Below are 17841 nucleotides of genomic sequence, written 5' to 3' on the forward strand. Positions count from 1 at the left end.
GTACGCACCGTACGGAACAAGGAGCGGTCGGGTGCAGCGCTGGCGTGGCCTGGAGGAGATCCCCGGTGACTGGGGACGCAGCGTCGTCACCATCGGCTCGTTCGACGGGGTGCACCGTGGACATCAGCTGATCATCGGACGGGCCGTCGAGCGGGCCCGCGAACTCGGCATCCCCGCGGTCGTGGTGACCTTCGACCCGCACCCGCGCGAGGTGATCCGCCCGGGCAGCCACCCGCCGCTGCTGGCGCCGCACCCGCGCCGGGCCGAGCTGATCGCCGAACTCGGCGTGGACGCGGTGCTGGTCCTGCCGTTCACCACCGCCTTCTCCCAGGAGTCCCCCGAGACCTTCGTCCAGCAGGTCCTGGTGGACGCGCTGCACGCCCGGGTCGTCATCGAGGGCCCCAACTTCCGCTTCGGCCACCGGGCCGCCGGGGACGTCGCGCTGCTCGCCGAGCTGGGCCGGGCGGACGACTTCGAGGTCGAGGTGGTCGACCTCCAGGTGTGCGGCACCGCCGGGGACGGCGAGCCGTTCTCCTCCAGCCTGACCCGCCGCCTGGTCGAGTCCGGGGACATGGCCGGGGCGAACGAGGTGCTGGGCCGCCCGCACCGGGTCGAGGGCGTGGTGGTGCGCGGCGCGCAGCGCGGCCGCGAACTGGGCTACCCCACCGCCAACGTGGAGACCGTGCCGCACAGCGCGATCCCGGCCGACGGGGTCTACGCGGGCTGGCTGACCGCCGAGGGCGAGAGGATGCCGGCGGCGATCTCGGTCGGCACCAACCCCACCTTCGACGGCACCGCCCGCACCGTCGAGGCCTACGCCATCGACCGGATCGGCCTGGACCTGTACGGGCTGCACGTCGCGGTGGACTTCCTCGCCTACCTGCGCGGCATGGAGAAGTTCGACTCCGTCGAGGCGCTGCTGGACCGGATGGCCGACGACGTCAAGCGCGCGCGTGAGCTGACCGACGGGGTCTGACCCCGGGGAAACGCCGCAGGGCCCGCCGACTCCGTGTCGGCGGGCCCTGCGGTCGTTCACTGCTGCGGTGCCTGCGGCGGGTAGCCGTAGCCGGGCGGCGGGGTCGGGTAGCCGTCCGCCGCGGACGCCGGCGGCTGGCCCGGGGCACCCGGGGACGGGTAGCCGTAGCCCGGGCCGGGCTGCGGGGCGCCCTGCTGCGGCGGCCACGGGGCCGGCGCGCCCTGCTGGGGCGGGTAGCCGTAGCCGGGCGGGGGCGGCGGAGCCTGGCCGGGCTGCGGCGCCCACGGCGCGCCCGGCGCGGGCTGGGGGGCCTGCGGCTGGTACGGCTGCGGCTGGGGCTGGTGGGCCTGCTGCTGCCAGCCGGCCTGCTGGGCGGCCGCCTGCTGGGCCCGGATGATGTCCTCGCCGACCAGGGTGGCCAGATCGAAGTACGCCTCGCGGACCTTGGGCCGCATCATGTCGAGGTTGACCTCGGCACCGGCCGCCAGACTCTCGTCGAAGGGCACCACGACGACGCCCCGGCAGCGGGTCTGGAAGTGCGCGACGATGTCCTCGACCTTGATCATCTTGCTGGTCTCGCGCACCCCGGAGACCACCGTGATGCTGCGCTGCACCAGGTCCGCGTAGCCGTGCGCGGAGAGCCAGTCCAGCGTGGTGGAGGCGCTGGAGGCGCCGTCCACGCTCGGGGTGGAGACGATGATCAGCTGGTCGGCGAGGTCCAGCACCCCGCGCATCGCGCTGTACAGCAGGCCGGTGCCCGAGTCGGTCAGGATGATCGGGTACTGGCGGCCCAGCACGTCGATGACCTGCCGGTAGTCCGAGTCGTTGAAGGTGGTCGAGACGGCCGGGTCGACGTCGTTCGCCAGGATCTCCAGGCCCGAGTTCAGGTCCTGCGAGGTGAACTGACGGATATCCATGTAGCTGCGCAGGTGCGGGATGGCCGTCACCAGATCGCGGATGGTCGCGCCGGTCTGGCGCTTGACCCGGCGGCCCAGGGTGCCGGCGTCCGGGTTGGCGTCGATCGCGATCACCTTGTCCTGGCGCTCGCTGGCCAGGGTCGCGCCGAGCGCGGTGGTGGTCGTGGTCTTGCCGACGCCGCCCTTGAGGCTGATCACGGCGATCCGGTAGCAGCTCAGCACGGGGGTGCGGATGATCTCCAGCTTGCGGGCCTTCTCGGCCGCCGCGGCCTTGCCGCCGAACTGAAACCGCGGCTGCTGGCGCTGCTGCTTGGGCTGGCTGCGCAGCAGCCGGTCCGAGGACAGCTCGACGGCGGCGGTGTAGCCGAGCGGGGCGCCGTGCGCGGTCTGCTGCGGGGCGGCCGCCTGCTGGAACGCGGCGGGCTGCGCGGCGGCGGCGCCCTGCGGCGACCACGGCTGCCCGGGGACCGGCTGCTGCAGCTGTCCGGGCTGTCCGGGCTGTCCGGGTTGGCCGGGCTGGGGCTGGACGGCGGGCGGCGGCTGGTAGGCGCCGGGCTGCGGCCAGCCGCCCTGACGCGGGTCCACCGGGCCGGGGTGGGCCTGGACCGGCTGCGGCGGTACGGGCTGCGGCGGTACGGGCTGAGCCTGCTGGCCGGGCTGCGGCTGTCCGGCGGCGGGCGGCTGGACGGCCCACGAGGCCTGGGGGTCCCACGCCGCCTGCGGGTCCTGCGGCGCCTGCCCGGCCTGCGGAGGCTGAGCTGCCTGAGCCGCCTGCTGCTGGACCTGCGGCTGCCCGGGGTTCTGCGGCGGGAAGGGCTGGCCCGGCTGAACGGAGGCGGACGCGGGCGCCGGGTACGGCTGCGCCTGCGGCGCGCCCGGCTGGGCCTGCGCCTCCGCCGTCGGCCAGGCCGCGGCGGGCGCCTGCTGCTCGGGCGTCGTGGCCGGGGCCGCCGTCGGGAACGGCACGTGCCGCGCCTCGGCCTGGACGGACGGCGCGGGCGCCCCCGGCGCGGCAGCCGCAGCCGCCTCGGGTGCCTGGCCCGGGACCGGCGGCGGGCCCTGCACCGCCGCCGCAGCGGCAGCCGGAGCCGCAGCGGGGTCGGGCGCCGCCGCCTGGGCGGCGGCCTCGACGGTGGGCGCGGGCGTGGGCGCGGCTGCCGGACCGCCCGGAGCGGAGCTGCCGGCCGGCCCTCCGCCCGGAGCCGCCGGGGCGTCCGACTGCACGTACCAGGACGGGGGAGTGTAGTCAGGCGCGTCGGACCAGTCGTCGTCGTCCTCCGCCGCGTTGTCGCCGACGTAGACGCCGTCCCGATCGCTGCTCACTAGGGCTCCCTCGTGTTCGCCGCCGCTTGTTCAGCGGTGCCGTTGCCGCAACAAAGACTAGGCCGTACGGCTGCCCCCGTTGAAGGCGGCTTCGTTCCGGACCGGTGGCGACCGGCCCGGAACGGCCGGCTCAGTCCATCCGGCGCGGGCCGCCGAGCACCTGCTGTTCGGCCTGTCCGGCCACCGCCCGGACGTACTGGCGCCGCATCCGGGTCGCCCAGAGCGTCACGTCGTCGCCGAGGGTCGGCAGCGCGGCCACGACGTCCGGCGGGAGGGACAGCACCCGGCCGGTCAGCTCCGCCTCCTGCGGGGAGACCCGCTGCACGCCGACCAGGTCGGCGGCGTTCAGCACCCGGGCGGCGTTCGGGCCCAGGTAGGGCAGCAGGGTCAGGGTGGTCTGCCAGGGTGCGGCGGAGAGCCGGCTGCGCGGCGGGCGTGCGCCGAGGTCGCGCACCACCAGCACCGGTGAGGCGACCGAGGCGCCCTGGGGGCCGAGCCGGCCGACCTGGTGGACCGTCACGCAGGGCTGCCCGCCGCCGGCGGCCTGCGCCAGCGGGCCCCAGAGCTGCCCGCGGGCGGTCTCCACCACGACCCGGGCGCCGACCGCGGCCGCCCGCAGCGCGATGATCTGCGCCGTCCACATGCCGCCGACCAGCACCAGGTCGTAGGCGCTGGGGCGGAACAGCCCGAGCACCGCGGGCAGTCCCTGCGGGTCGACGCCGATGACCACGCCGTCGTCGCCGACCGGGAAGGCCAGCGCCGAGAGGTCGGCGGCCTCCAGCACGTGCTTCTCCCGGCGCGGGCCGCGCAGCCCGAAGCCGGGCAGGATCCGCGGCCTGGGCCGGCGCTGCTCCGCGCCGGGCGTCGGGCCGGGGGCGGGGTAGGTCTGGTACGCCATCAGGACGCTCCTCCCAGCGGCAGGGTGGCGAGCATGCCGGGGGCCTGCTCCAGGTCGAGCCGGACGAGCCCGAGCCCGCAGCTCTGGGCCCGGGCCTCGACCTGGCGGCCGACCTGGCCGACTTCGCTCTCGCTGCGTCCGGTCACCCGCAGGTGTCCGCTGACGGTCACCGAGCCGCCGGTGCCGTGCGCGGCGGTCAGGCTGAAGGTGCTGGCCAGCGCCGGGGAGCCGGTGATCAGGTTGACCAGGTCCGGCGCGGCGATCCGGCCGGGGGCGCCGCCGGGGCGGCTCAGCTGCGGCCAGCGGGAGATCCAGTAGGTGCTGTGCCAGCGGTCGTCGATCCGCCAGAAGCGGTTGCCCTCCTGGGTGCGGCGGGTGGTGCCGCCGCCGCTGCCGGTGCCCTGCCGCCCGGCGACCGCGATCGGGTTGGCGCAGGTGGCGATGGCCAGGGCGGCGATCAACTCGCGCTCGTCCAGGACGGTCGCGTTGAACCCGGCGCTGTTGAGCCGCCCGGCCAGCTGGTCGGTCACCCGCTGGAGCGCCTTGCGGGCGCCCTCCTCGCCGCCGCCGCGGGCCCGGACGGCGGTGGCCGCGCGCTCCGGGTCGAGCTTGAGGGCGATCCAGGTCAGCCGCAGCCCGGGGGTGGTGGTGCCGTCCGCCAGCTCGCGGTAGGCGCGGGCGGCCAGCGACTGCTCGGGCAGGTGCGGGGCCGGGGCGGGCTGGGTGTGCTGGACCAGCTGCACCGACTCCAGGGTGATGTCGTCCACGGTGAGCGCCGAGCAGACCACGTCCAGCGGCAGCGGCAGCGCGGTGCGCACCGGGCGCAGCGGCTGGTCCTTGGCCTGGACGAGCAGCACCGAGCTGAGGAAGGTGCCGTCGCCGACCATGCCGGTCTCCCGGCGGACGGGGCGGCCGCCGAACTCGGCCTCGGTGGCGTGGGTGCAGGTGCGCAGCCCCGGTTCGAGCTCCAGCGCGGGGGCCAGCGCCGGGTCGGTGCCGGGCGGCGGCAGCAGCGCCTTCGCCTGCCTGCGGCGGGACTTGAGGGCGGAGCGGACGCGCAGCAGCTCGGGGATGGTGCGCCCGCGCAGCGGGACGACCGCCAGCACCAGCAGGACCAGCGAGACCGCGCCGAAGCCGGCCGCGACCGGGCGGCTGATCGTCCAGCCCGCCGCGACCAGGGCGACCGCGACCTCGACCAGGACCAGCTGTTGGAGCTTCAGCCGGCCGCCGAGCAGCCCGGGGCGGGGGTTGACGCGCACCTGGACGGGCCCGCCGGCCGTGGGCGGACGGCCGGCCGAGGTCTCGACGGCCGGCCCGCGCCGGGAGCGTCCGGACCGGCGTGGCCTCCCGTCACCTGCGGTGCCGCGGCGTCCTGGAGCGGTCTGGCTTGGCATCCCCCGGTGGCCCTCTCTGATCCGTTGTCGCGGCCCGGCTGGCTGGTCCGCGGACCGTACCCGTACCGTACTCACCGTCCGCTGCCGCATCGTAGAGGGTTCGAGCCGGATCCCGCCCGGCGGGTGCGGACCACGGGGCAGGTCGTGCCGACGGGGCCGACCACGTCCGGCACACGTCTGACAAGGGGGACGACGAGGATGGCATCGCGCCGGGACGAGCTGAACGCGTACACCTTCGCCCGCAAGCGCACGGTGGGGGCGTTCCTGCTGCCCTCCGGCGGAGGCAGTGACGAGGACGCGCCGCGACCGGTGAAGGCGGTGCTGCCGAGCGTGCTGGTCGGAGCGTTGGTGGTGGGCGGCTTCGGGCTCTGGGGGGTGTTCAAGCCGGCCGCTCCGCTGCAGTGGGACAGCGGCAAGAACATCATCCAGGGCAAGCAGTCGACCACCCGGTACGTAGTGCTGACCGACCCGGACGGCAAGACCAAGCGGCTGCACCAGGTGCTCAACATGTCCTCGGCGCGGCTGGTGCTGCCCGCGGACGCCAAGGTCGTGGTGGTGGACGACGGCGTGCTCGACCGCTACCCGAACCACGGCCCGACGATCGGCATCCCGTACGCGCCGGACAAGTTGCCGAGCAAGGACAACGCGAGCCAGCCGATGAAGTGGGCGGTCTGCGACCGTCCGGGCTCGGACGACAAGCAGGAGACCGTCAACCAGGCGGTGTTCGTGGCGGCGGGCGCGGACGCGGCGGCGCTGTCGGCCAAGGACCGGGTGCTCGGCCAGGACCAGCTGATGCTGGTGCAGCAGGCGGACGACCAGCAGGTCTCCGCGGCTCCGGCACCGGGGCAACCGGCCGCGGGCGGCGCGAAGGTCTACCTGGTCGACGCGCAGGGCCGCAAGCACGAGATCGGCTCGCCGCAGTCGGACGACAAGGAGCGCAAGGCGCTGATCACCGCGGTGTTCGGGCCCAACGCGGTGCCCCAGCGGGTCAAGCGGGAGTGGCTGGACACCCTGGTGCCCGCCACCCCGATCACCTTCCCGGACGTCAAGGGGATGACTGACACCCAGGGGGGCAATTCCTCGGTGGAGCTGGGCAACCAGGCGGACCGCCGGATCGGCCGGCTGGTGCACTACCAGGACCGCCACTACGTCGTCGGCAAGGACAGGCTCTTCCTGATCACCCCGTTCCAGGAGGAGCTGATCCGGCAGAACCCGGCCTACCAGGTGCTCTACAAGTACGACCAGGACAAGAAGCCGCGCAGCGACGAGCTGACCCCGGCCGAGCAGTCCCGGTACAACACCGACACCCGGCTGCCGGGCACCGCGGACGACTGGCCGCTGAAGACCGGTGCGCCGGTGAACAACTGGCAGGACCGCCAGGACGCCCACCTGGTCGTGTGCAGCACCTTCGACGGCATGGCCGAGGACGGGCGCACGCCCAAGCGCAGCGTCTGGGCCGGTGCGGCCTACCCGGCGCCGTACAACAACGGCGCGGGCGCGGCGTACGTGACGCCCGGCCACGGCCTGTTCTACCGGGCGCTCGACAACGCCGCGGGCGGCTCCGGCACCGACTTCCTGATCACCGAGACCGGCCTGCGCTACGCCGTCCCGTCCAACGGCGACGGCGGCCGCGCCACCACCCCGCCCGGCACCGGCCAGAGCGCGGTCCCGAAGACGCCGACCCCGCAGCCGGGCACCACCGGCCCGGACCAGCAGCCCACCCCGAACCCGGACGACCAACCGGGCGGCAACCAGGCACGGTTGGGCTACCCGAACGTCCAGCCGCTGCCGGTGCCGCAGCAGTGGTCGAACCTGGTTCCGGCCGGCCCGCCGCTGACCGCGAAGAGCGCCGCGCAGCCGCAGAACGCCTGATCGGCCGGGCACCGCAAAGGAATTGGTGGCAGTGTCATGGTCTGGTAACTACTCGGTGCTCGATGTTGGGCGAGCTGCGTGTGCCGACTACAGTGCTGCTGGACATCACACGGGTGATGTGGCGGGGGGTCCGGTGGCCCTCCGTGTACGCAATGGTTGTCTCATGGGGGACGGTGGAGCATGGCTGACGGTCAGTTCACGATGACTGCTCAGGAGATGCAGGCTTTCGCCAAGCGCATCGAGGACGCGATCGGCAAGATCGAGGCCGAGCGGGTGAAGCTCGAGAGCACGGTCACCAACATCACCAGCGGTTGGAAGGGCCAGGCGGCGAGCGCCTACACGACGCTGCAGACGCAGGTCAACAAGGACATCGCCGATCTCAAGGAGTCGCTGGGCAAGATCCAGCACGCCATCGAGCTGACCACGAAGCACTACGCGAGCACCGAAGAGGAGCAGAAGGCGCTGTTCGGCAACCAGGGCTGATCGCCCGGTTCGCACTGACCACCGCTCTGTTCCGACCTTCCGCCCGCCGGGGCGCCCGCGGTTGAACGCGGCGTGCCCCGCCCACTCGTCAAGGGAGACACCGTGTCCGACCACATCCTCGTGAACTTCCAGACCGTCCACAACGCCGCCGAGGAGGTCAAGGCCTCGGCCGGCCGCATCGACACGATGCTGAACGACCTGAAGAAGGACGTCACCCGCATCGCCCAGAGCTGGCAGGGCAAGGCCCAGGAGGGTTACCACGCCCAGCAGCTCAAGTGGGACAACGCCGCCACCAACCTGAAGGAAACCTGCTCGAAGATCGCGGGCTCGCTGGAGAGCGCCGCGCAGAGCTACAAGCAGACCGAGGACGCCAACGCCAAGCTCTGGCACTGACGGGGCGTTCCCGGAAGGGGCGACAGGGGCGGGTACCCGGGTTCCGGGCACCCGCCCTTCGGCGCGTGGCACGGGTGGACAGACATGAGGGGTGGCAGGGTGTCCCGACGCGGGTTCCGTAGGACGGCCGCGGCGCTGGCCGCGTTCGCGGTGCTGGGCGGCCCGCTCACCGCCCCGGCGTACGCGGACGGCGGGCCCGGCCTGGCCGCCGCCGGTGACTGCCCCAAGCCCGCGCCCGACGTGCAGACCGTGCCGTGGTCGCTGCAGCGACTGCTGCTGGACGCGCTCTGGCAGGGCGGCAGGACCACCGGGGCGGGCGTGAGGGTGGCGGTCATCGACACTGGGGTCGACACCCGCAACCCGCAGCTCGCCGGACAGGTGCCGTCCGGCGACGCCCACCACCCGCAGCCGGTCGACAAGGTCCAGGCCGGCCCCAGCCTGCTGGTCAACAAGGAGACCAACCAGCCCGTCGACGGCACCTCCAAGGACGACCCGGTCGGCCACGGCACCAAGGTGGCCGGCATCATCGCCGCGGCCCGCAGCGACCGGACCGGTTTCGTCGGGTTGGCCCCCGACGCCCAGATCCTCTCGATCCGGCAGAACGACAGCGAGGGCAACGGTGACGTCACCACCCTCGTCAAGGCCATCAACGACGCGATCGATGCCAACGTCAGGGTCATCAACATCTCGCAGGACGTCCGCGGCGCGGGCGACACCCACTTCGGCGGCTACGCGGATCTGAAGGACGCCGTCCAGCACGCCGAGCAGAAGAACGTCGTGGTGGTCGCCTCCACCGGCAACGACGGCAAGGAGGGCGACACCTTCCCGGGCGCCTTCCCGACCGTGCTGGCCGTCGGCGCCTCCGACCGCAACAACGAGCGCGCGCCGTTCTCCCAGTACGGGTCGTTCGTGAAGGTCGCCGCGCCCGGCGTCGACATGCTCTCCACGGTGCCCGGCGGCGGGCAGTGCGTGGACAACGGCACCAGCTTCGCCGCCCCGTACGTCTCCGGGCTGGCCGCGCTGCTGATCGGCGCGCACCCGCAGTGGACGGCGGCCCAGGTGCGGGCCTGGATCGAGCAGACCGCCCAGCGCACCGAGCGCGACCCGAACCGGTTCATCGGCTGGGGCGTGGTGGATCCGGTCAAGGCCGTCACCACGGCCCCCGAGGCCCCGCCGTCCGCCGCCGTCCCGGACGCCCCGGTGCAGCTGGCCGCGGCCCCGATCGTGCCGGCACCGGTCGGCCTCGGCGAGACCCAGGCGGACCGGGACGGCCGCACCGCGACGTACGTGCTCGGCGTCGGGGCGCTGCTGGTGGCGCTGCTGATCGGCGGCGGCGTGGTGCTGCGCGACCGGCGCCGCGGGTCCGCCGACTGATCCGGAGGTCCCCGGACGTGGCAGTGCCCCGGGCGGGGGGAGCCCGGGCCACTGCCGTGTGGGGGAGGGGTGGGGGATCAGGGGGGCGGGTCAGCCCTGCTGCTGGTCCTCGGGGAGGCTGATCACCCAGTGGGTGGCCTGCCGGGGGCGCAGGTACAGCAGCCAGTAGAGGGCGGCGGCGGCCGTGATGCCGCCGGTCCACAGCAGGGGCTGGGCGTCCAGCTGGGTCATGATGTAGACCAGCACGACGATCAGCACCGCCGGGACGACCGGCCACAGCGGCATCCGCCAGGCGGAGCCGTGCTTGTGGTGGCCGCGGCGGGAGAGCAGCGAGGCGATCGCGACCAGCAGGTACATCGCGGTGACGGCGACGCCGGTGATGTTGCTCAGCAGCTCGCCCTTGACGAAGCAGAGCGCGGCGCCGGGCAGGCCGACCGCGAGGGTGGCGACCCACGGGGAGCCGAAGCGGCCGAGGGTGCCGAAGGCCTTGTTGACCGGCTCGGGCCAGGCCTTGTCACGGGCGGAGGCGAACAGCACCCGGGAGTTCTGGATGACCATGACGATGCCGGCGTTGATGATGGCCAGCGCGATGCACAGGCTGATGAAGGTGCCGACCGCGGAGTTGCTCCAGGCGGTGACCATGCCGGAGATGTCGCCGGAGGCGAGGGTCTGCAGGTCGGGGGCGCCGATGGTGATGGCGGCGACCGGGATCAGGATGATCGCGCTGGAGAGGCCGAGCGTCCACAGCACGGTGCGCGAGACGGTGCGGCGGGGGTTCTCCAGTTCCTCGGACAGGTAGACGGCGGTGGAGAAGCCCTGGGTGGCGAAGAGGGCGATGCCGAGCGCGCCGATGATGGCGCCGATGCCGACCGGGCTGACGGCGCCGCCGTCGCCGGCGACCACACCGTGCAGCAGGCTGGGGTGGGCGGGGTTGGCGTGGGAGAAGCCGAGCACCGAGACGACGCCGGCGGCGATGACCTCCAGGACCAGGAAGATGCCGGTGATCCAGGCGTTGGCGCGCAGGTCGAGCAGGCCGGCCAGGGTGGCGGCGATCATCACCGCGGCGCCGGCGATCGGCTTGTCGACGTGGAGGACGGGCGCCAGGTAGTCGGCGGTGCCGAGGGCGATGACGGAGGGGACGATCATCACCACGATGAGCGACTGGATGAAGACCAGCCAGCCGGCCAGCCGTCCGGCCAGGGTGCCGACCATCGCGTACTCGCCGCCGGCGCTGGGGATCAGGGTGCCGAGCTCGGAGTAGCAGAACGCGACCGCGATGCAGAGCACCGAGCCGATGGCGATGGCCAGGGCGGTGGCGCTGCCGATGCTGGAGAACAGCTCCGGCACGATCACGAACAGCGTCGAGGCCGGGGTGACGCAGGACAGCGTGAGCAGGGTGCCGCCCACCACGCCGATCGAGCGCTTGAGCTGCTGGGGCGCGGCTGCCGCGGCCGCCGTGGCGGCTACGGCCTGTGGCGGGCGAAGCGTGTCGGTCATGTGGCTTCCGATCGGCTCTGGGCGGTCCTGGGGCGGGGGAGCGGTATCGCCTCCGCTGGCTGGTTGCTCGGGTCTTTCCGGTCGCTCCCGGGCCGCAATGGAACCTTGGGCGTATTGACTGCGTCAACGCCGGAACCGCTTCGGAATCCGTTGCCATGAACGGTATAAACATGCGATCTGATGATCACGTACGGTCATCGCGCGGTTTGTCCGACTTGTTACCTCGACCTCATCCAGGATGAATCGAAGGTGAATTGCGGATTGCACGCCTCCATTCGAAGGCCGTACTTCGCTCGAACGGCGTGAGCCCCAGGCGCATCTTCCCGAGCTGGCAACTCTCCCCAGGGGTACGGGAACCGCAGCCCCGACCGGGAAAGATCTAGGTAACGTTTCAGCAGCTGGGACGCCGAAGGGCCGGACTCTCCCGAGTCCGGCCCCTTCGATCACCGTCCGTAGCGAACGACCCGGTCACACCACCGGCAGCCAGCCGGTCTGGACCATCTGCCCGTTCGTGGCGCGCCGTGACACGAAGACCCCCCGGCCCGGCGGCAGCGCCTGCGGCCGCACCGTGCCCAGCAGCGCGCCCTCGTCCCGGTTACCGGAGAGGATCACGCCCTGCCCGCCCAGCTCCCGCATCCGCTGCAGCACCGGCTCGTACAGCGAGCGCCCGGCACCGCCCGCACTGCGGGCCACGATCACCCGCAGACCGATGTCCCGGGCGAACGGCAGGAACTCGGCCAGCGGCGCCAGCGGATTGCCCGAGCTGGTCGCGACCAGCTCGTAGTCGTCGACGATCACGAACATGTCCTTGCCGCTGTACCAGCTGCGGTTGCGCAACTGCTCGGCGGTCACGTCCGGACCGGGCAGACGGCGGGCGCAGGCCCCGCGCAGCATGTCGACCACGGCCGACATGGCCGGCTGCGCCGCCGCGTACTCCACCAGGTACTCCGACGGGACGGCGCCCAGCAGCGCGCGCCGGTAGTCGCCCACCACGATGCCCGCCTGGTCCGGCGTGTACCGCTCGGTGATCTGCTTGACCAGCATGCGCAGCAGCGCCGACTTCCCCGACTCGGTGTCGCCGAACACGATGAACAGCGGGTCGGTCTCGAAGTTGACGAACACCGGCGCCAGCTCGGCCTCGTCCACGCCGAAGCACACCCCGCGCTCCGGGTGCTCGAAGCCCTTCGGCAGCGAGTTCCCGTCCAGCACGGCCGGCAGCATGCGCACCTGCGGGGCGCGCGGTCCGGCCCATGCGCCGTCGATCGAACCCACCAGCCCGGTCACGCCCTCCTGGAGGTCCTCCACCGAGGAGGAGCCGTCCAGACGCGGCAGGCCGGACAGGAAGTGCAGCCGCTCCGCGGTGACACCGCGACCGGCCAGCGGCGGGACGTTCTGCGCCAGCCGGCGGTCCACCTCGGACTCCATCGCGTCACCGAGCTTCAGCTCGATGCGGTTCTGCAGCAGGTCCTTCAGCGCCGGACGCACCTCCGCGTAGCGGGCCGCGGTGATCACCAGGTGGACGCCGTAGCCGAGGCCGCGCTGGGCGATGTCGCCGATCACCGGCTCCAGCGCCTCGAACTCCTGCTTGAAGGTGTTCCAGCCGTCGATCACCAGGAAGACGTCGCCGAAGGCCTCGTCCGGCAGCTGCCCGGCCGCCCGGCGGGCCCGGTACGTCCCGATGGTGTCGATCCCGGACGTCCGGAACAACTCCTCGCGCCGGTTCATCACGCCGTGCACCTCGGAGACCATCCGGCGCACCTTGTCCACGTCCAGGCGCCCGGCCACCCCGCCGACGTGCGGCAGCCCGGTCAGCGACTGGAAACTGCCCGCGCCGAAGTCCAGCAGGTAGAACTGCACCTCGCGCGGGGTGTGGGTGACGCCGAAGGAGGCCACCGCGGTGCGCACCACGGTCGACTTGCCCGAGCGCGGGCCGCCCACGATCAGCCCGTGGCCGGCCGCCCCCGCGTAGTCGACCTCCAGGATGTCCGTCTTCTGCTCGCGCGGCTTGTCCACGATGCCGATCGGCGTCCGCAGCCGGCCGACCGGGTAGCCCGGCGCCGTCAGTCCGCGCTCCGGAACGACCTGCAGCGGCGGCAGCAGGTGGTCGATGCTCGGCGCCTCGTCCAGCGGCGGCAGCCACACCTGGTGCGCGGCCGGGCCCTGGCCGGCCATCCGCTGGACGAAGACGTCCAGCACGGTGTCCACCAGCGCGTCGTCCTGCTCCGGCGCCTGCGGCACCTCCTCCTCCACCGGGTCCGGCAGGTCCACGTAGGCCGCGGTGAACTCCACCGGGCGGGCGTTCACCCGCCGCCCGCCGGTCGACCGCTGCTGCCCCGGCGCCCGGTACGGCCCCGAGACGTACGCGGCCTTGAACCGGTCCATCACGTCCTCGCCGAACTTCAGGTAGCCGACACCCGGCACCGGCGGCAGGTGGTACGCGTCCGGCACCCCGATCGCCGCCCGGGACTCGGCCGCCGAGAAGGTGCGCAGACCGATCCGGTACGACAGGTAGGTGTCCAGGCCGCGCAGCTTGCCCTCCTCCAGGCGCTGCGAGGCCAGCAGCAGGTGCACGCCCAGCGATCGGCCGATGCGGCCGATCTGGATGAACATCTCGATGAAGTCGGGCTTGGCGCTGAGCAGTTCGGAGAACTCGTCGATGATCAGCACCAGCGAGGGCAACGGGTCCAGCGCCGCGCCGGCCGCCCGGGCCCGCTCGTACTCGTGGATGTTGGCGTAGTTGCCGGAGCGGTGCAGCAGCTCCTGGCGGCGCTGCAGCTCGCCCTCGATCGCGTCCCGCATGCGGTCGACCAGGGTGAGCTCACCCTCCAGGTTGGTGATCACCGCGGAGGTGTGCGGCATGTCCGCCATGCCGGAGAAGGTCGCACCGCCCTTGAAGTCGGCGAGCACGAAGTTCAGCGTCTCCGAGGAGTGCGTCATCGCCAGCGCCAGCACCAGGGTGCGCAGCAGCTCCGACTTGCCGGAGCCGGTCGCGCCGACGCACAGGCCGTGCGGGCCCATGCCCTCCAGCGCCGCCTCCTTGATGTCCAGGTACACGTGCTCGCCGCTGGCGCCGATGCCGATCGGGACCCGCAGCCGCTCGTGCTGCGGGCGGGCGCGCCAGCTGCGGCTCACGTCGAAGGAACCCGGATCCCCCGAGTTCATCATGTCGGTGAAGTCCAGGTTGGACAGCAGCGGCTCGTCGTCGCCACCGGCTGAGATCCGGTACGGCGCCAACTGCCGCGCCAGCGCCTCGGACTGCCACACCGAGAGCAGGTCCGGCTTGCCGGTGTACGTCGCACCGGAGGCCGAACGCAGCACCAGCTCCTCGGAGTTGACCGTCACCATCAGGTGACCGCTGGGCTCGTCCACCTCGCCTGGGACGACCTCGATGACGGTCACCCCCTGGACGCCCTCCGGGCCCGCCAGCAGCGAGTCGTGCGGCACCCCGGCGCCGTCCATGACCACCACCAGGTGCGGCTGGTCCGCCGCCGGCGCGGCGTCCCGGACGAAGCGCTGGCGGCCGGCCAGCTCGTCCTGCAGCAGGTGCTCCAGATCGCCCAGGTCGGTGGCGAACAGCCGACGCGAGCCCGCGCCGTCCGCCTCCTTGCGGTGCTGGTTGTGCGGGAGCCACTTGGTCCAGCCCCACTCCTCGGCCGCCCCGGGCGCCGCCGCGACCGCCACCAGCAGGTCGTCCGGCGAGTGCAGGGTGGTCAACTGGGCGATCATCGCGCGCACGTTTCCGTACACCGAGTCCGGGTCCCCGCACACCGTGATGTGGTAGAAGGCCCGCAGCGACACCGCCAGCGGCAGGTCCTGCAAGGTGCCGTGCGCCTTCAGGAAGGAGTGCATCGCGGCCGCCGACAACGGCTCCAGCTCGTCCATCGGCGCGGTCTGCGGCGCCACCAGCGGGGTGGACAGCTGCACCGGCCCCAGGCCCACCCGGATCTGCGCGAAGTCGCCGTCCGCGGTCCGCCGCTCCCACAGCCGCCGGCCGTCCTCCACGATCGACCACAACTGGTCCGGCGCCGGGTTCAGGAACAGCAGCGCGCCGCGCTGGCTCTCCGCCGTGCGGCGCACCTGGCGGCGCGTCTGCTGCAGGTACTTGAGGTAGTCGCGCCGCTCGTCCGCCATCGCCGTCGAGCCGCCCTTGCGGGCCCGCACGATCTGGGCCAGCACCATGCCGACCGTCGAGGCGACCATCAGACCGCCCATGATCTTCATCGGGGCGGCCGCGCCCGGCGAGAAGAAGAACACCGCCGAACCGCCCATGCCGAGCATCGGCAGGAGGTTCATCATCCAGTCCTCGCCACCCTGCCGGGGCAGTTCGGGCGGCGTCACCAGCTCGACCGGCTCGTCCGGCACGGTCGGCGGGTAGACCCTCGGCGGTCGCTTGACCGTGATCACACCCATGCGTCATCCACCCCGCGGCGTCGATCGATCACTTCGGCATCCTGCCCTCACCCGACTGCGCAGGACCGTACGGGGTGGTCGCGGCTGAGGACGCCCCACACAGCGCAGCCCCCGCACCACCCTGCGCAGGCGCCGATCCTACATAGCGGCGCCGCCCCGCCCCGGGCGCCCCCGCACCGCCCCCACCGGCCACCGGAGCCCCGCGGGAACCGAGCGGGTAGGGTAACGCCGCGCCAACTCGCGGCCCGGCCGGGCCGGTTCCACAGCCACACCGCGCGCGTCCGCGCCGCGGCACCGTCAACAAGGGGGAGCGCCAGTGCGTCGAAGGACCGAGGTGGAGGCATGAGTTCCACCGCAGCCGCCACCGGGTACTGCCGGGTGACCGTCGTGGCCCCGGACCGCAAGATCGACGTCGCCCTGCCCGAGGACGTCCCGCTCGCCGACGTCTACCCCGAGGTGCTGCGGCTGGCCAAGCAGAGCCAGCCCGACGGCACCCCCACCGGCTTCCACCTGGTCCGCCGCGACGGCACCGTGCTCGACAGCAGCCTCCCGCTCGCCGCCCAACAGGTCCGCGACGGCGACCTGCTCGCGCTGCGCCCCTTCGCCGAATCCCTCCCGCCGGCCGTCTACGACGACGTCGCCGACGCCATCGCCAGCGCCGTCGAGGCCGACCGCCGCTTCTGGACCGTCGAGCTCATGCGCGGCTTCGGCCTGATCGGCGCCGGAGTGCTGCTCACCCTGCTCGGCTTCGCCCTCTGGTTCTCCGACCTGCGCCACGACATGCACGGCCTGCCCGGCGTCCTGGCCGGCGTCACCGCCGTCGTGCTCACCGCCCTCGCCGGGGTTCGCGCCCGGGTCTACCAGGACGCCCACTCCGCCCTCGCACTCGGCCTCGGCGCCCTGCCGCACGCCATGATCGGCGGCAGCGGCATCCTCGCCGTCACCCACCTGGGGGACGGCCCCGGCCGACTCCAGTTCCTCACCGGCTGCGTCGCCGTCCTGGTGGTCTCCGTCCTGCTGGCCGGGCTGCTGCCCGAGAAGGACGCGGCCTTCGTCGCCGCCGCCTTCGTCGCCGTCGCCGGGACCCTCGCCACCTTCACCGCCGTGCTGATGCCCGCCACCCCGGCCGGGAACATCGCCGCCGTCACCGGCGTCGCCGCCGTCGCCGCGGTCGGCTTCCTGCCCAGCCTCTCCGCCCGCTTCGCCCGGCTGCCGGTCGGCTTCAGCGCCCCCGGCCAGGCCCGCACCCGCAGCCGCGACTATGACGAGGAAGCCGAGCGCGCCGAGGCCGTCCAGTACGAGCGGATCGCCCACCAGGCCCGCCGCGGCCACGAGGTCCTGGTCGGCCTGGTCGGCGGCTGCGCCGCGGTCGTGGTCGGCGCCTGCGCCGTCCTCGCCTTCACCGACCGGACCTTCCCCGAACTGCTCGCGCTGGCCCTGGGCATCGCCACCATGCTGCGCGCCCGGCTGTTCCGCTACACCGCCCAGGTCCTCAGCCTCACCGCGGCCGGACTGCTGGGCCTGTGCCTGCTGATCGTCGGACTGTCGCTGCACACCCCGCAGTTCTTCCTGCGCGTGGCCGGCTCCAGCACCCAGCTCGACCTGCGCACCATCTGGCTGGGCGCCTCCATCGCGTTCGGCGCCGCGCTGCTCACCGCGATCGCCCTGGTGGTCCCCAGGCTCGGCGTCTCCCCGTTCTGGGGGCGCATCCTGGACATGGTCGACAGCCTCACCCTGATGTCCCTCGTCCCGCTGGCCCTCGCCGTGCTGAACGTCTACCGGCTGGTCCGCGGCGCCACCGGCTGACCGGAGCCGCCGCGGCGGCCCGTCGCGGCCCACCCGGCCCGCCGACCGGCCCGGTGAGCAGCACTGGTACGCTTGGCCTTCGAGCGCAGCCGTGTGTCCGCCCCAGTGGGCCGCAGACCGCGAGCCGCGCCCGTCACGACACCGAGTTCTCCAAGATCCTGTGTTGTCGACCAGGAACGCTCGGTAGACCTTGAAGGAGTTGCAGTGGCTCTCGCCTCTGACGTCAAGAAGCAGATCATGGCTGAGTTCGGCACCAAGGAGGGCGACACCGGCTCCCCCGAGGTCCAGGTGGCCATGCTGTCCCGTCGCATCTCGGACCTGACCGAGCACCTCAAGACCCACAAGCACGACCACCACTCGCGTCGTGGCCTGCTGATCCTGGTCGGCCAGCGCCGCCGCCTGCTGCAGTACCTGGCCAAGAAGGACATCGAGCGCTTCCGTACGCTCGTCGACCGCCTGGGCATCCGTCGCGGTGCCGCCGGCGGCGCCCGCTGAGAA

Annotated in this window: 12 protein-coding genes; 7 read left to right on the forward strand and 5 right to left on the reverse strand. The window is 73.1% G+C overall.

The window, feature by feature from the left end:
- Window positions 1-31: 31 nt before the first annotated feature.
- Window positions 32-976 carry a bifunctional riboflavin kinase/FAD synthetase gene (locus ACZ4WV_RS28435; RefSeq protein ID WP_465751487.1) on the forward strand — a complete coding sequence of 315 codons (945 nt, stop codon included), beginning with the start codon at window positions 32-34 and terminating at the stop codon, window positions 974-976.
- 56 nt (window positions 977-1032) lie between these two features.
- On the opposite strand, the gene ACZ4WV_RS28440 is transcribed toward ACZ4WV_RS28435, so the two are convergent.
- The 3 genes from ACZ4WV_RS28440 to eccE all read right to left on the reverse strand — a co-directional run bounded on the left by ACZ4WV_RS28440 (window position 1033) and on the right by eccE (window position 5373).
- Window positions 1033-3216 carry a MinD/ParA family ATP-binding protein gene (locus ACZ4WV_RS28440; RefSeq protein ID WP_465751488.1) on the reverse strand — a complete coding sequence of 728 codons (2184 nt, stop codon included), beginning with the start codon at window positions 3214-3216 and terminating at the stop codon, window positions 1033-1035.
- Window positions 3217-3346: 130 nt separating this feature from the next.
- Window positions 3347-4114 (reverse strand): hypothetical protein, encoded by a 768-nt coding sequence (locus ACZ4WV_RS28445; protein ID WP_465751489.1) that lies wholly within the window; start codon window positions 4112-4114, stop codon window positions 3347-3349.
- Window positions 4114-5373, reverse strand: a complete 1260-nt coding sequence (gene eccE / locus ACZ4WV_RS28450) for a type VII secretion protein EccE (RefSeq protein WP_465751490.1) — start codon at window positions 5371-5373, stop codon at window positions 4114-4116. Before eccE ends, ACZ4WV_RS28445 begins: the two co-directional genes overlap by 1 nt.
- Window positions 5374-5706: 333 nt before the next feature.
- Here eccE and ACZ4WV_RS28455 point away from each other — a divergent pair, with 333 nt between their 5' ends.
- The 4 genes from ACZ4WV_RS28455 to mycP all read left to right on the forward strand — a co-directional run bounded on the left by ACZ4WV_RS28455 (window position 5707) and on the right by mycP (window position 9630).
- On the forward strand, window positions 5707-7380 hold the full coding sequence (locus ACZ4WV_RS28455; RefSeq protein ID WP_465751491.1) for a type VII secretion protein EccB: 1674 nt from the start codon (window positions 5707-5709) through the stop codon (window positions 7378-7380).
- A 180-nt stretch (window positions 7381-7560) separates the two neighbouring features.
- Complete coding sequence (locus tag ACZ4WV_RS28460) at window positions 7561-7863, forward strand: WXG100 family type VII secretion target (RefSeq protein ID WP_350747805.1); 303 nt, start codon at window positions 7561-7563, stop codon at window positions 7861-7863.
- A gap of 102 nt (window positions 7864-7965) precedes the next feature.
- The gene (locus ACZ4WV_RS28465; RefSeq protein ID WP_465751492.1) at window positions 7966-8256 is read left to right on the forward strand and encodes a WXG100 family type VII secretion target; all 291 of its coding nucleotides are present in this window, start codon (window positions 7966-7968) and stop codon (window positions 8254-8256) included.
- 99 nt (window positions 8257-8355) lie between these two features.
- On the forward strand, window positions 8356-9630 hold the full coding sequence (gene mycP / locus ACZ4WV_RS28470) for a type VII secretion-associated serine protease mycosin (RefSeq protein WP_465751493.1): 1275 nt from the start codon (window positions 8356-8358) through the stop codon (window positions 9628-9630).
- A gap of 90 nt (window positions 9631-9720) precedes the next feature.
- Here mycP and ACZ4WV_RS28475 read toward each other — a convergent pair whose 3' ends face one another.
- Together ACZ4WV_RS28475 and eccCa are read right to left on the reverse strand one after the other, a co-directional pair.
- The gene (locus ACZ4WV_RS28475) at window positions 9721-11127 is read right to left on the reverse strand and encodes an APC family permease (protein WP_465751494.1); all 1407 of its coding nucleotides are present in this window, start codon (window positions 11125-11127) and stop codon (window positions 9721-9723) included.
- Between the two features lie 468 nt (window positions 11128-11595).
- Entirely contained in the window at window positions 11596-15537 is a 3942-nt protein-coding gene (gene eccCa, locus ACZ4WV_RS28480; RefSeq protein WP_465751495.1) for a type VII secretion protein EccCa, read from the reverse strand.
- A gap of 342 nt (window positions 15538-15879) precedes the next feature.
- Between eccCa and eccD the strand changes: the two genes are divergently transcribed.
- Both eccD and rpsO read left to right on the forward strand, forming a co-directional pair.
- Window positions 15880-17343: a type VII secretion integral membrane protein EccD gene (gene eccD / locus ACZ4WV_RS28485; protein WP_465751496.1), complete on the forward strand. Its 1464-nt coding sequence runs from the start codon at window positions 15880-15882 to the stop codon at window positions 17341-17343.
- A 204-nt stretch (window positions 17344-17547) separates the two neighbouring features.
- Window positions 17548-17838, forward strand: coding sequence for a 30S ribosomal protein S15 (gene rpsO, locus ACZ4WV_RS28490; RefSeq protein ID WP_030062424.1), 291 nt, complete (start codon window positions 17548-17550; stop codon window positions 17836-17838).
- The last annotated feature ends 3 nt before the right edge of the window (window positions 17839-17841 follow it).

The sequence above is a fragment of the Kitasatospora sp. NPDC029312 genome (genome assembly GCF_055569215.1).

Bases quoted from the DNA above. Each gene is read 5' to 3' on its own strand.
- ACZ4WV_RS28445 (WP_465751489.1), bottom strand. From the start codon at position 4,114: ATGGCGTACCAGACCTACCCCGCCCCCGGCCCGACGCCCGGCGCGGAG.
- ACZ4WV_RS28455 (WP_465751491.1), top strand. From the start codon at position 5,707: ATGGCATCGCGCCGGGACGAGCTGAACGCGTACACCTTCGCCCGCAAG.
- ACZ4WV_RS28460 (WP_350747805.1), top strand. From the start codon at position 7,561: ATGGCTGACGGTCAGTTCACGATGACTGCTCAGGAGATGCAGGCTTTC.
- ACZ4WV_RS28475 (WP_465751494.1), bottom strand. From the start codon at position 11,127: ATGACCGACACGCTTCGCCCGCCACAGGCCGTAGCCGCCACGGCGGCC.
- eccCa (WP_465751495.1), bottom strand. From the start codon at position 15,537: ATGGGTGTGATCACGGTCAAGCGACCGCCGAGGGTCTACCCGCCGACC.
- eccD (WP_465751496.1), top strand. From the start codon at position 15,880: ATGAGTTCCACCGCAGCCGCCACCGGGTACTGCCGGGTGACCGTCGTG.